Source organism: Colwellia sp. BRX10-3 (genome assembly GCF_014077505.1).
Classification (GTDB): domain Bacteria; phylum Pseudomonadota; class Gammaproteobacteria; order Enterobacterales; family Alteromonadaceae; genus Cognaticolwellia.
Genome location: NZ_JACGWA010000010.1, coordinates 46,487 through 60,664 on the forward strand (window position 1 = coordinate 46,487; position 14,178 = coordinate 60,664).

Consider the following 14,178-nt stretch of genomic DNA (forward strand, 5'->3'; position numbering starts at 1 on the left):
TTGCCCGTTTAGTATTTTTTGCCAACTAAAAGCAAAAATGTAATAGATATAAAATTACTAACAACACACAAAATATACAGGGTTCACCATGTTTAAAAACATACAACAAACACTAACGTCAACAAGCAAAAAGGGAATTAATATGTCTAGCTCAACAATCCATAAAACTCAAAACAATAATCAATCAAGATCAAAATTTGGCAAACTAGGTATGTTAGCTGCAGCAGTTATGGCTGCATCAGCACCAGCTTATGTACAGTCTGTCGAGTTTCTTGATGGTCTTGCAGAAGTTAACTTTTTAGCTCTGCAAAACTATCAGTCAATTCAAGCGAAAGAAGGTGCATTCCGTCCAGCTGATGAAGAACAGTCTTCAGGTTTTGGTCGTTTAAGAGTCAACTTACAACTTAAATTTCACATCAACGAGCATATCGTAGCCGATGTTGACATTGCTGAAGAGCCAAATGACTTTGGTAACAACGGTGACCGAGATTTCGCATTTCACCAAGATTTCGCGGGTATTGAGTTTGAGCTTCTTGGCCTAACGGGTCAAGCGCGTGAAAACGCTGACTTAACGCTTCGCTTGGGTAACATTGGCGCAGCCCCTTTCCAGTTCAAAGGTTTCCAGGATGGCGCTGACAACCAAGGCAATGCACTTATTGGTAACGGCATCACTGATTACGCAACCGCAGAAAATGGTATGCAATTAAGCTACAGCGAAACACGTGATAGCGGTATGATCCGTGGCTATAATGTTGCTGGTCATATTACTACTTCAAGTTTTGGTGAAGCTTTCCAAGAAGATCGCGGCTTCAACTTCCGCCTACAAGGAACACTTGAATTCGCCGGTGGTTTTAAAGCGGGTTTAAATTATTTCCAAGCGAACCAAGGCGACCAATTACGTTTTGAAAATGGCGTAGCTAGCCTTGCCGGTGTTACTACAACTAACTATCGTTTTGGTGATGGTGAAAACTATAACTTCTCTGCTGGCCCTTCGAGTGAACGTGATACCCATGTTGGCGCAATGCCAGGTATTGAACAGTCGATTATTCAGTTGAACTTAGCATATCAACCTACACCAGAAACGAGTCTTATTTTGATGGTTGGTAAGTCGACTGATGATTATACCTTCGCAGATTCAGCGGGTAACGCAGTAGCCGGCGTTACTTATTTTGGTGTCGATGGCGTTGCAAATGCCCAAGGAACAACTTTCGACTCAAATAGTGTAATTAAGGGTGATACTTCTGTTGAGTACTATACCATTGAAGCACAACACTACATTATTCCTAACAAGTTCTATGTGGCAGCTCGTTACTCAGATGCTGAAAACACTTCAGATTTAATTGCACAAACGGACAACACTGTTGAGCGTATTCAAGTAGCTGCAGGTTACTGGTTTAATGACAAAACATTGTTGAAGTTTGAATATGTTGATCAAGATGAAGGTGTTAACTCAGGTGGCCAAATCGGCACAGGTTTTGACGGTTTTACATCAGAAATTTCAGTTAAATTCTAAGTTATTAGCCGGCTTGAGTCGGCTGATTTAACCTAGTAATGTAAAGCCTAGCGTTGAACTAAGGTGCATTGCAGACAGTCTTACATTTTCTAGACTACGAAAAATTAAAATTACAATTACAATTACAAAAAATAGTCTCATCTAACGCCATTTTAGGTGAGACATTAACTTTGAATATGGGGAATACCAGATGATGAACAGATTAATTATGCTGGCTTGCGGCGTTATGACTATGAGCGCTGCTGTAGCAAACGAAACTATTACCATCGCCACAGTAAACAACGGTGACATGATCACCATGAAAGAGCTGAGCAGCGATTTTACTGACAAAAATCCGAGTATCGAATTAAAGTGGGTAACACTAGAAGAGAATATTCTTCGACAACGCGTAACAACTGATGTGGCAACTCGTGGTGGTCAATATGATGTTATGACCATAGGGACTTATGAGGTTCCAATTTGGGGGAAACAAGGTTGGCTAACAGAGCTTGATAAGCTTGGGGCAAGCTATGACGCAGAAGATTTATTACCTGCTATAAAAAGTGGCTTAACAGTTGATAACAAACTATTCGCTGCACCATTTTATGGTGAAAGCTCAATGGTAATGTACCGCACTGACCTTATCGAAAAAGCCGGTCTGAAAATGCCTAAAAGCCCAACGTGGGATTTTATTCGCAAAGCAGCTAAAGCCATGACAGATAAAGAAGCCGGTGTTTACGGAATTTGTTTACGCGGAAAAGCAGGCTGGGGTGAAAACATCGCTCTTATTACCGCTATGTCTAACTCATTTGGTGCGCGCTGGTACGATGAAAACTGGAAACCACAGTTTGACTCTCAAGAATGGCATGACACGTTACAATACTATGTAGATATAATGGAAGAATCTGGTCCTCCAGGCTCTTCAGCAAACGGTTTCAATGAAAACTTAGCGTTATTCCAAACAGGTAAATGTGGTATTTGGATTGATGCAACGGTTGCTGGTGCATTTGTTACTAACAAAGAAGACTCTTTAGTCGCCGATAAAGTCGGTTTTGCTTTAGCACCTCATAATAATCTAGGTAAACGTGGTAACTGGTTATGGGCTTGGACTTTAGCCGTACCTGCAAGCAGTAAGAAGTCTGATGCCGCAATGAAGTTTATTAGCTGGGCAACATCTAAAGAGTACACAACATTAGTAGCAGACAAAAAAGGTTGGGTAAATGTTCCTCCAGGAACAAGAGCTTCACTTTACAACAACCCTGAATATATGGCTGCAGCTCCTTTTGCACAAATTACTTTAGATTCCATTCAATCAGCAGATCCTAAAAACCCAACCGTAAAACCTGTTCCTTATGTCGGTGTGCAGTTTGTTGCTATCCCAGAGTTTCAAGGCATAGGCACGGCAGTTGGACAACAGTTTTCTGCCGCATTAACCGGAACAATGACAGTGAAAGAAGCGTTAGAAACTTCTCAACGCCTAGTGGAACGTGCAATGAGAAAAGCGCGCTATCCAAAATAGTTCATTGGTTATTAGTGGGCAAGCCGCAAATGCTTGCCCAAATATTTACTTTTAAAAGGTCTTGGTGATGGCGACAACAAATTCACGTACACTCGCTCGGTTAATGTTATTTCCTTCAGTGGTTTTACTGTTGGCTTGGATGTTGGTTCCGCTATGCATGACATTGTACTTTTCGTTTTTAGATTACAATTTGCTTACCCCCGGAAACAATGAGTTCATTGGTTTCTTAAACTATGAATTTTTCCTAACAGATCCTGCATTTATAACTTCTTTTTTCAATACTTTATTACTGGTTGGTGGTGTTTTATTGATCACCCTAGGCGGTGGTATTGGTTTAGCTATATTGCTCGACCAAGCTATATGGGGACGCAACTATGTCCGTATTATGGTACTTGCACCATTCTTCGTTATGCCAACTGTTTCGGCTCTCGTGTGGAAAAATATGTTAATGAACCCTGTTAATGGTTTATTCGCTCATTTTGCCGATTGGATTGGCGTTACCCCAATAGATTTTTTTGCTCAAATTCCATTATTGTCAATTATTATCATTGTTTCATGGCAGTGGTTACCTTTTGCCGCGCTAATATTGCTTACTTCAATTCAATCACTCGACCGTGAGCAACTTGAAGCCGCAGATTTAGATGGCGCTGGACCATTCAGTAAATTTTATTACATTGTTTTGCCCCATTTAGGACGAGCAATTACCGCGGTAATTTTAATAGAAACAATTTTCTTACTGTCTATTTTCGCTGAAATATTAGTAACGACCAGCGGTGGACCAGGTTATGAGTCAACCAACATTACTTACCTAATTTACACTCAATCATTACTACAGTTCGATGTTGGTGGTGGTTCAGCAGGTGGCATTGTGGCTGTAATTATCGCCAATATAGTTGCAATATTCTTAATGCGATTAATTGGCAAGAACTTGGAGGATTAACTGATGTCGATAAATAAGAGTAATAAATCAAAACTAATTTATACCTTTTTAGCTTGGACGATCAGTAGCTTAATATTTTTCCCAATATTATGGACCCTGATCACAAGCTTTAAAACAGAGGCTGAAGCTATATCTTCTAGCCCGAGTTTATTCATGTTTGACTGGACGTTAGAGAATTACGAAGAGGTTTTAGCTCGCTCGCCATACTTTAACCATTTTTGGAATTCTATCGTGATTTCACTAGGCTCGAGTATTTTAGGCTTACTAATCGCTATCCCTGCAGCTTGGTCAATGGCATTTGTCCAAACTAAACGTACTAAAAATTTATTAATGTGGATGCTTTCAACCAAAATGTTGCCGCCAGTAGGTGTGCTTATTCCAATTTACTTGTTGTTCCGTAATTTTGGTTTACTCGATACTAAGTTAGGTTTGGTTATTGTGATGACCTTGATTAACTTACCGATCATGGTGTGGATGCTATATACCTATTTTAGAGAGATCCCGAGTGAAGTGCTAGAAGCGTCAAGAATGGATGGGGCAAGTATCGGCGAAGAAATATTATATGTACTTTTGCCTATCGCCTTACCTGGTATCGCTTCAACATTATTATTAAATGTAATTTTAGCGTGGAATGAAGCCTTTTGGACCCTCATTCTAACTGCAGCAGATGCAGCACCGTTAACCGCGTTTATCGCCAGTTATTCAAGCCCAGAAGGCTTATTTTATGCCAAGTTGTCTGCAGCGTCAGCAATGGCCATTGTGCCAATTCTAATACTTGGTTGGTTTAGTCAAAAACAATTAGTGCGTGGATTAAGTTTCGGCGCAGTTAAATAGGAGATTTGAAAATGGGTAGTATTAATTTAAAGCAAGTAACTAAAAACTTCGGCGATGTAAGCGTAATTAAACCGATTGATTTAGAAATTAAAGACGGCGAGTTTATCGTATTTGTTGGTCCATCAGGTTGTGGTAAATCAACGTTATTAAGAATGATTGCCGGCTTAGAAGACACCACAAGTGGCAACATAGAAATTGATGGCGAAGATGCAACGGCTACACCTCCAGCTAAAAGAGGTTTAGCCATGGTGTTTCAATCTTATGCTTTGTATCCACATATGACAGTGCGCAACAATATCGCTTTTCCATTAAAGCGTGCAAAAGTTAGCAAAGAAGAAATTGAAAGCAAAATAGCGAATGTCGCTAAAATATTAAACTTGTCTGATTACCTAGAGCGTAAACCTGGGCAATTATCAGGTGGCCAACGCCAACGTGTTGCTATAGGTCGCGCCATTGTGCGTCAGCCTTCTGCATTTTTATTTGATGAGCCTTTATCTAATTTAGATGCGTCTTTGCGCGTTAATATGCGTCTAGAAATTTCTGAACTACATAAAACTTTAGCCACAACCATGATTTATGTTACGCATGATCAGGTAGAAGCTATGACAATGGCTGATCGTATTGCAGTATTTAATGCCGGCATAATCGAGCAAGTAGGCAGCCCTTTAGAGCTATACAACACCCCAGCTAATAAATTTGTCGCGGGTTTTATTGGTTCACCAAAAATGAACTTTATGGATGTTGATCCCATTACTGATGATCCAACTTGTTGCTTAGGCATTAGACCAGAACATATTGAAATATCAACAGAAGCAGGCATGTGGGCTGGAAAAGTAGGTGTAATTGAACATCTTGGTTCTGAAACATTTTTACATGTTCATGTTGAAGGCAGTGGCACCTTTACCGTTAAAGCCGGTGGTGATTGTCCTTTTGTTTATGGCGACAAAATTTTTCTAAGTGCCATGGACAACAAGATGCTTCATTTTGATGCCGCTGGAATCACTTTGCCTCAACAACACGCTAGCGTTGTTTCTATTTAGGCTGTTGGAAACTAAGAGCAAATATCTATGTCTATTAAACTAAACAATAAAACCCTTGATGCGCTACCAAGTCAGGTTGTAAAACCTAATTACAGTAGAGAGTCTTTGTCACCTGGGATCATTCATATCGGTGTTGGTAATTTTCATCGTGCGCATCAAGCTATGTACATGCACAAATTATTTAACGTCGGAATTGCTCACGATTGGGCAATACGTGGTGCCGGCATTAAGTCATACGATGCGGCAATGCGAGATAAACTACAACAACAAGATTGGTTAACAACCGTTGTTGAATTAGATGATAAGAACCTTACCGCTCAGGTTACTGCATCTATGATCGATTTCATTGAAAATGACGCCGAAACGCTAATTACTGCGCTCAGTGAAAGTGAAATTCGCATTGTATCTTTAACCATCACAGAAGGTGGTTACTTTATGGATGACAAAACAGGAGCTTTTAACCTCGCTCATCCAGAAATTCAAGCCGACATTGCCAATATCGACTCACCTTCTACCGTATTTGGCTTAATTATCGCGGCACTGAAAATTCGTCGTGCGCAAAACATAAAACCTTTCACGGTAATGTCTTGCGACAACATTCCACATAATGGCAATGTTACGCAACGTGTTGTCAATGAGATGGCCAATGCCATAGACCCTGAATTAGCAAATTGGATCAGCAAGAAAGTAACCTTTCCAAATTCAATGGTTGACTGCATTACGCCTGCAACATCAGCGCAAGAGCGTGAACGGTTAACCAGCTTATTTGGCATTGAAGACCAAGCGCCTGTTTTTTGCGAACCTTTCAGACAATGGGTATTAGAAGACAACTTTGTTAATGGTCGCCCTCCTTTAGAGGCTGTCGGCGTAGAGTTTGTTGAAGATGTAGCACCATTTGAATTAATGAAATTACGTATTCTTAATGGTGGTCATGCTGCTATTGCTTACCCGGCATCATTGTTAAACATTGCTTTTGTACATGACGTGATGGCAGATCCGTTGATCAGTAAGTACCTTAAAAAACTAGTGAGTGAAGAAATTATCCCAACGCTTTCACCTGTGCCGGGTGTTAGTTTTGATGATTACTTTTCAATTATTGAATCTAGATTCGCTAATCCAGAAATTCGCGATACTGTGCCTAGGCTTTGCCAAGATGCATCAAACCGTTTACCAAAGTTTATCTTGCCAATTATAGCGGCTAACATAGCAAGTAACAGAGACTGTAAAGGCCTCGCACTTGTTGTAGCGTTATGGTGCCGACTTTGTTTTGAAGGTGGTAATTTAGAAAGCACTTTTACGCTTGATGACCCGCAATCCACAAGATTAATATCACAAGCCATTTTAGCTAAAGATGACGCGCCAGTATTTTTACAAATGAATGATATATTTGGAAATCTTAGCAATAATGACAACTTTACTAAAAACTTTACCTTTTGGTTGGAAATGCTTTGGGATGTCGGTACTCTTGCTACCCTAGAGCGGTATTTAAAATAACAATACAATAGGAAACATAAAGATGACTGAATTTAAAGCTTTATCCGGACATAGCACCATAAGTTTGGTCATCTTTGATTGCGACGGTGTGTTAGTCGATAGTGAAATATTAAGCCAACGCGTATTACTTAATATGCTTAAAGAAATCGGTGTAGTGGTATCAGAAGATTATTTTCTAACCAACTTCTTAGGATTTAATTTTGAGCATGTTACCGCGAAAGTTTTCGCCGACTTTGCTATTACCTTAACTCGTGAATTTCGCCAGCGCTATCGAGAAGCATTAATAGACGTTTTTGCCGAGGAGTTACAACAGACTCAGCATCTTGATTCAGTATTATCTCAACTTTCGGTAAAAAGTTGCGTCGCCACAAGTGGCAGCCCAGCGAAAGTAAAACACTCGCTACATTATACCAAGCTTGAACAGTACTTTGACGGCCGGGTATTTACCTCCTCTGAGGTGGAAAATGGCAAACCCGCGCCAGATTTATTTATACACGCTGCCAAACAAATGGGCGTAGCACGTGAAAACTGTTTAGTGATAGAAGATTCTAATGCGGGTATCAGTGCTGCTCTTGCGGCCAATATGCATGTCATCAGATATGTTGGTGCTAGTCACCTGAAAAATAAAGATGTTGCTACTAAAATACACGACGATGTTAGTACAATAGAACATTGGGAACAGTTATTTGAGCAAGTACCTTCGCTTAGTTCATCAGTTAAAATCGAGAGGTAAACCGTGTTAAAACGATCTAATTCAGAAATAAGAAAGTTAGACGATGCTGCTAAAGCAGGTTGGTTGTATTACGTTGCCGGCAATACACAAGAAGAAATAGCTAAAAAGCTTAATGTGTCGCGTCAATCAGCACAGCGCATGGTTGCTCTATCGGTAAGTGAAGGTTTGATTAAAGTCAGGCTAGAACATCCAATCGCTAAGTGTATGGACCTGCAATTAAAAATCAAAAATCGCTTTGGCTTACAATCATGTATTGTCGTACCAAGTGATGACAATGAGCCAACGTCAACCTTAGGTCTTGCCCAAGCCGGTGCTAAAGAAATAGAACTGCATTTAAAATCACTAGAGCCGAAAGTAATCGCTATGGGAACAGGTCGAGTTTTAAGAGCTTGTGTGGAAGAACTGGCTTTATTGAATTGTGAGCAGCATCAAATAGTTGCTTTACTCGGTAACATGGCTTCAGATGGCTCGGCTTCTTCATACGATGTTGTTATGCGTATGGCTGAACACATCAATGCTAAACATTACCCTATGCCATTACCTGTACTACCCAGTAGTAAGGAAGAAAAAGAGCAATTACATGCCCAGCGGTATATCGCTAATAACTTAAAGTTAGCAGCGCAAGCTGATGTGACTTTTATTGGTGTTGGTAATCTAGCCATAAACTCTCCGCTACATATCGATGGTTTTGTCACCCCAAAAGAACTCAAAGAGCTACAAACCAAAGGCGCTGTTGGAGAATTAATTAGTTGGGTGTTAGATATCAACGGTAATTTAATTGACTGCGCCGTCAACCAACGCGTTGCCAGTACGCCTTTGAAAGTTAACTCTGACAAAGCAGTGTATGCCATTGCCGCGGGTGAAGAGAAAGTATTTGCCATATTAGGCGCGCTAAGATCTAAATTAATCAATGGTTTAATCACCAATGAATACACCGCTGAACGTTTATTAAGCATAGATTAAAATCGACCGAGTTTAATCGCGCTAGCAAGTTAACCATTACCATTTTAATACCCTAGTAACCGGTAAAATAAAGGAATTACAATGACATTTAAAGTAGCTGTTTTCGGTGAAGCTCTTTTTGACATGATCGAGCAAGAAAATGGCGATTACCGTCCATTTATTGGTGGTTCTCCATATAATGTAGCTAGAAGTTTTTCTAAACAGGGGCTTGATTGTAGCTACTTGTCACCTATTTCGACTGATACATTTGGCGATAAAATCTACCAATCTGCTGTCGAAGAAGGGATAAATATACCGACTAATAACAGATCGTTTCAAGCAACGTCATTAGCTTTAGTTTATAAAAATGAGCAAGGCAACCCAGATTACAGGTTGTATCGTAAGTCAGTTGCTGATTTAGATATTAACGCGCAGCAACTTTTAGAGCTTCTCCCGAAAGATTTAGATCTTTTTCACACCGGTTCTTTAGCACTTGTGCCAGAAATGATCGATGTATTAATTCCAGTAATGACAGCGCTAAAATCTAGAGGGGTTAAAATTAGTATCGATGTTAATGTCCGCAAAGGAGTTGAAATTAACCACGCTAAATATGTTGAAGCTATCGCTCAATTGGTCAGTTATGCAGACATTGTAAAAGTCAGCGATGAAGATTTACTATTACAAGATTTAATTGGTGATCCCGAGCAGCTAGCAAGTGCGATGCTTGAGAACATGACAAATGGTATGGTGGTGCTAACATTAGGTGAAAACGGTGCCCACTTTATCACTAAAGACGTTAATATTAAGCAAGCTGTATTTAAAGCCGTCCCCATGGGCGATACTGTAGGTGCTGGAGATACTTTCTTTTCAGCTATGCTGGCTCAATTACTGCGTGAGAATGCACTAACGCCTTCAGCTAAGAAAGAAGACTTAGCTTATGCCTTAAAATTTGGTTCTTTAGCGGCTTCTATCAACGTATCAAAAATTGGTTGTCATCCACCGACTCAAGCAGAAGTACTCACCAAACTAGACTGGCCTGCAAGTTCCTAAAGCAACTGGCGCTAACTTTGAATAAGCAGCATTCACCTGTTTATTCAAATAGTTATTTTGGCTAACTACTCTATTTTTTGAAACAAACATAAATTTTATTATAAAGGCTTATTAAACATGTTAACTAATTCACTGGCATGGCAAAACTTACAAATTCATTATTTAGACAGCAAAACAATTCACTTAAAATCTTTATTTAGGATCGACCCTGAACGCTTTGATAAATTCACCATTTCAGCATCAGGATTAACTTTAGATTACTCAAAAAATCATTTAGTACCTGAAACGAAAAAATTGCTGGTTGATTTAGCGCAGCAATGTGGTGTTAAAGAAAAAATAGAGAAAATGTTTTCAGGTGCCCCAATTAATACCACTGAAAACCGCCCCGTTTTGCATACCGCCTTACGTAATTTTTCTGATGAGCCAGTATATGTTGATGGCGAAAATATTATGCCCTTGGTCAAAAGCACTTTAGAGAAAATTAAGGTGTTTGTGAATGACGTTTCATCTGGCGTTACCAAAGGTTATAGCGGCAAGCCCTTTACAGATATCGTGGCTATTGGTATTGGTGGCTCATTTTTAGGGCCTAAAATCATGTCTGAGGCTTTAAAGCCCTATCGTCAAAAGCACTTGAATGTACATTACGTTGCCAATGTTGATGGTTGTCATATTCATGATGTGTTATCTGGTTTAGATCCTGAAACCACTTTAGTAATCACCTCATCAAAAACATTAACCACACAAGAAACGCTTAGAAATACTGAGTCGGCGAAAGAATGGTTCTTAGAGCAAGCTGAAGTTGCCGATATTCAACATAACTTTGCCTGTGTATCGAGTAATATTGAAGCGGCTAAAAGCTTTGGCATAAGTGAGCAAAATATCTTCCCAATGTGGGATTGGGTAGGTGGTCGTTACTCTATTTGGTCTGCTATTGGTTTACCGCTTGCCATTGGTATTGGCTATGATAATTACTTAGCGTTTTTAAATGGCGCCTTCGAAATGGATGAACATTTTAGACAGGCACCCTTTGAAGAAAATATGCCCGTAATTATGGCACTGCTGGGCATTTGGTATAGAAATTTCCACGGTGCACAGTCGCAAGTATTGTTACCGTATTATCATTATTTACGTGGTTTACCGGCTTACATACAACAATTAGATATGGAAAGTAACGGTAAATCGGTCAATTTAGATAATAAAGAAACCAACTACGATACCGGCCCTATTATTTGGGGTAGTGAAGGAACGAATGGACAACATTCATTTCATCAGTTGATCCATCAAAGTAAAACGCCAATACCGGTCGACTTTATTCTACCGCTTAACCCACATGTTGATATTTCTGATCATCACGACATGTTAATTGCTAACTGTTTAGGCCAAAGCCAAGCGTTAATGGAAGGCCAAACTGAAGAACAAGTTATTGCCGCCATGACAAAAGCAAAATGTAGCACTGATGAGATCAGTTACTTGTCATCTCATAAAGTAATGAAAGGCAATAAACCTAGTAACACCTTATTAATGCCAAAATTAACCCCTAAAGCTTTAGGTAGCCTCATTGCTTTGTATGAGCATAAAGTTTTTGTGCAAGGCGTGATCTGGCAAATAAACTCATTTGACCAATGGGGGGTGGAATTAGGTAAAGCACTGGGTAATGAAATATTTAGCAAGCTTTCTAATATTGATATGCCTTTAAATATGGACGGTTCAACTAAAGGCTTGATCGAAATTAGCCGAAAAAGACGCACCATAAGTTAAAAAATAATAATCAAATAAACTGTAGTCCCTGTCATTAAATTTATTACTGGGGCTACTTTTATTGTTTATAACACGATAAAACCCCATCACCACTCTTAGTAATCAAACCTAATACTTATACACTTCCTAAATCTGTAATCTACTGAAATGAAATACCATTTATAGATTTCGTTCTTAATACCTCTAACAAACCCACACAAATCGCATAATCCAAACCTAATAACTACAAAAATCATATCTAAGGCTAAAGCTAAATAGGCACTGTTATTTCTCATTTGTTGAAGTTTTATAAATCAGCCAATTAGCCCACGTAAAGTATTCGTATTAGCAAATATCATGGTTATCACAGGGTAAAATTGCTGTTCAATTTAGTCATAATTAAAGTACAGTAGAAAATAAGCGCTAAAACATAATAAAATAAATAATAATAAGGATATTCATTCATGAATACAAAACCTCCGTCATCAGACGCCGTTAGCACAATACAACATACTGAAGAAATTCAAAGTTCGGTGTTATATGTACTCTTTATTTCATCGGTGGCCGCCATTGGTGGTTTTCTTTTTGGTTTTGACTCGGGTGTTATTAATGGCACCGTTACCGCGCTAGGTAATGCTTTCAATTCCAACGATATATCTACTGGGTTTAATGTCGCCTCTGTACTTTTAGGCTGTGCGCTTGGTGCGTTATTGGCTGGTCCAATTGCAGATAAAGCCGGTCGTAAACCTATTATGGTTATTACGGCAATTATCTTTGCCGTTAGTGCATTTGGCTCTGGCATATCAGACTCTTCGGCAGAGTTTATTTTTTATCGTTTATTGGGCGGCTTAGGCATTGGCGCCGCATCAGTACTAGCTCCTGCTTATATTGCCGAAGTTGCCCCCGCGGCGCTTCGTGGTAGGTTAGCCACTTTGCAACAATTAGCCATTGTGCTTGGTTTATTTGCCGCCTTTTTAAGTAATTATATTATTGCTAATGAGGCTGGCGGTGCTGAAGCTATTTTAATGCTTGACCTTCCCGCTTGGCGTTGGATGTTTTGGGTTGAACTTATCCCAGCTATATTATTTATTGTCGGTGTTATTTTTATTCCTGAATCACCAAGATATTTAGTAGCTCAAGGCAGAATTGAAGAAGCCAGAATTATATTTAAACGTATCGCCACTGGCGCCGAAGATGCACAGGTTGAAGAAGTAAAAAAATCATTACACGGCGATAAAAAACCTGGCATTGCTGATCTCTTTATTGATGGCAAGAAAAAAATTCATCCTATTATTTGGGTCGGTATTGCTTTGTCGGTATTTCAACAGTTTGTCGGGATTAACGTAGTGTTTTATTACGGGTCTCAGCTTTGGCAAGCAGCAGGCTTTGACGAATCCCAATCTTTATTTATTAATGTAATGGCAGGCATAACCAATATTGTTTCCACTTTTATTGCCATTGCATTGGTTGATAAAATTGGCCGAAAACCCTTGTTGCTAGTTGGCAGTGTTGGCATGTTTATATGCTTAAGCGCGTTAACTTATACCTTTGGTACGGCTGGATTTAACGAATTAGGACAGCTCGCGTTATCAGAAAGTATGGGGACATTCGCTTTAATATCCGCTAACTTATTTGTGGTGTTTTTTGGCTTAAGTTGGGGGCCAATTGTTTGGGTATTATTAGGCGAAATGTTTAATAACCGCATTCGTGGTGCGGCCTTAGCCGTTGCAGCTAGCGCACAATGGATAGCAAACTTTGCCATTACCATGACATTTCCAATATTATTAGGTAGCGTTGGATTAGCTGGCGCTTATGGTTTATATGCCCTGTCTGCCTTTATTAGTATATTCTTTGTGGTTAAATACATTAAAGAAACGCGCGGTATTCGTTTAGAAGCAATGTAAGCTTTATGAGCAATTGCGCTTAGATAGACTTAAATTCTAAGGTTCTAAATGAATAAATACATTTAGGACCTTACTCTGATAAAAGTGTAGATATTTAAGGAGCGTATTACTTAAGAAACGAGCCCCCTTATGATGACTGGGACATATTTAAGTGCCCAGACAAGGCGGTATCGATACCTTAAAATGATTAAAGAAGACGATAACCTTAAAGACATTCCCGTTGTTATCACAAGTACTTCAAATACGGCACAAGCAATTAAAGAATTGTTATCGTTTTGACGCTAGTGGCAACATAACTAAACCTTTACAGTTTGATGACTTCTATAAAAAAATGAAAAAATTGAATTACTACTGATGTTAACTGCTGAGTTGCCGACAAAATAAATTGGCCACATCAACTATCTAACATCTAGATAAACCCAAAACAAACTTCTAGACGTCTAGATTGACAAGTAAGTTTAACGCCATATAATGCAATCCAATATAGACATTT

General features: G+C 39.3%; 11 protein-coding genes. All 11 read left to right on the forward strand.

Annotation, left to right across the window (positions count from 1 at the left end):
• Positions 1-211 precede the first annotated feature (211 nt).
• The 11 genes from H4J38_RS13605 (at position 212) to H4J38_RS13655 (ending at position 13,685) form a co-directional block, all read left to right on the forward strand.
• Entirely contained in the window at positions 212-1,513 is a 1,302-nt protein-coding gene (locus tag H4J38_RS13605) for a hypothetical protein (RefSeq protein WP_404842619.1), read from the forward strand.
• A gap of 190 nt (positions 1,514-1,703) precedes the next feature.
• Entirely contained in the window at positions 1,704-3,011 is a 1,308-nt protein-coding gene (locus H4J38_RS13610) for a sugar ABC transporter substrate-binding protein (protein ID WP_182132420.1), read from the forward strand.
• A 67-nt stretch (positions 3,012-3,078) separates the two neighbouring features.
• Positions 3,079-3,951 (forward strand): carbohydrate ABC transporter permease, encoded by an 873-nt coding sequence (locus H4J38_RS13615; RefSeq protein ID WP_182132422.1) that lies wholly within the window; start codon positions 3,079-3,081, stop codon positions 3,949-3,951.
• A gap of 3 nt (positions 3,952-3,954) precedes the next feature.
• Positions 3,955-4,785: a carbohydrate ABC transporter permease gene (locus H4J38_RS13620; protein ID WP_182132425.1), complete on the forward strand. Its 831-nt coding sequence runs from the start codon at positions 3,955-3,957 to the stop codon at positions 4,783-4,785.
• Between the two features lie 11 nt (positions 4,786-4,796).
• Entirely contained in the window at positions 4,797-5,825 is a 1,029-nt protein-coding gene (locus H4J38_RS13625; protein ID WP_182132427.1) for an ABC transporter ATP-binding protein, read from the forward strand.
• 27 nt (positions 5,826-5,852) lie between these two features.
• The gene (locus H4J38_RS13630; RefSeq protein WP_182132429.1) at positions 5,853-7,319 is read left to right on the forward strand and encodes a mannitol dehydrogenase family protein; all 1,467 of its coding nucleotides are present in this window, start codon (positions 5,853-5,855) and stop codon (positions 7,317-7,319) included.
• Positions 7,320-7,341: 22 nt separating this feature from the next.
• Positions 7,342-8,052, forward strand: a complete 711-nt coding sequence (locus tag H4J38_RS13635) for an HAD family phosphatase (RefSeq protein ID WP_182132431.1) — start codon at positions 7,342-7,344, stop codon at positions 8,050-8,052.
• Positions 8,053-8,055: 3 nt separating this feature from the next.
• Positions 8,056-9,015, forward strand: a complete 960-nt coding sequence (locus H4J38_RS13640; RefSeq protein WP_182132433.1) for a sugar-binding transcriptional regulator — start codon at positions 8,056-8,058, stop codon at positions 9,013-9,015.
• 81 nt (positions 9,016-9,096) lie between these two features.
• Positions 9,097-10,044 carry a carbohydrate kinase gene (locus tag H4J38_RS13645; RefSeq protein ID WP_182132435.1) on the forward strand — a complete coding sequence of 316 codons (948 nt, stop codon included), beginning with the start codon at positions 9,097-9,099 and terminating at the stop codon, positions 10,042-10,044.
• 117 nt (positions 10,045-10,161) lie between these two features.
• Complete coding sequence (pgi, locus tag H4J38_RS13650; protein WP_182132436.1) at positions 10,162-11,802, forward strand: glucose-6-phosphate isomerase; 1,641 nt, start codon at positions 10,162-10,164, stop codon at positions 11,800-11,802.
• A 443-nt stretch (positions 11,803-12,245) separates the two neighbouring features.
• Entirely contained in the window at positions 12,246-13,685 is a 1,440-nt protein-coding gene (locus H4J38_RS13655) for a sugar porter family MFS transporter (protein ID WP_182132438.1), read from the forward strand.
• Positions 13,686-14,178 lie beyond the last annotated feature (493 nt).

What these genes read in the sequence shown, in the direction of transcription:
- H4J38_RS13605 (WP_404842619.1), top strand. Translation starts at nt 212, where the DNA reads ATGTTAGCTGCAGCAGTTATGGCTGCATCAGCACCAGCTTATGTACAG.
- H4J38_RS13610 (WP_182132420.1), top strand. Translation starts at nt 1,704, where the DNA reads ATGATGAACAGATTAATTATGCTGGCTTGCGGCGTTATGACTATGAGC.
- H4J38_RS13615 (WP_182132422.1), top strand. Translation starts at nt 3,079, where the DNA reads ATGGCGACAACAAATTCACGTACACTCGCTCGGTTAATGTTATTTCCT.
- H4J38_RS13620 (WP_182132425.1), top strand. Translation starts at nt 3,955, where the DNA reads ATGTCGATAAATAAGAGTAATAAATCAAAACTAATTTATACCTTTTTA.
- H4J38_RS13625 (WP_182132427.1), top strand. Translation starts at nt 4,797, where the DNA reads ATGGGTAGTATTAATTTAAAGCAAGTAACTAAAAACTTCGGCGATGTA.
- H4J38_RS13630 (WP_182132429.1), top strand. Translation starts at nt 5,853, where the DNA reads ATGTCTATTAAACTAAACAATAAAACCCTTGATGCGCTACCAAGTCAG.
- H4J38_RS13635 (WP_182132431.1), top strand. Translation starts at nt 7,342, where the DNA reads ATGACTGAATTTAAAGCTTTATCCGGACATAGCACCATAAGTTTGGTC.
- H4J38_RS13645 (WP_182132435.1), top strand. Translation starts at nt 9,097, where the DNA reads ATGACATTTAAAGTAGCTGTTTTCGGTGAAGCTCTTTTTGACATGATC.
- pgi (WP_182132436.1), top strand. Translation starts at nt 10,162, where the DNA reads ATGTTAACTAATTCACTGGCATGGCAAAACTTACAAATTCATTATTTA.
- H4J38_RS13655 (WP_182132438.1), top strand. Translation starts at nt 12,246, where the DNA reads ATGAATACAAAACCTCCGTCATCAGACGCCGTTAGCACAATACAACAT.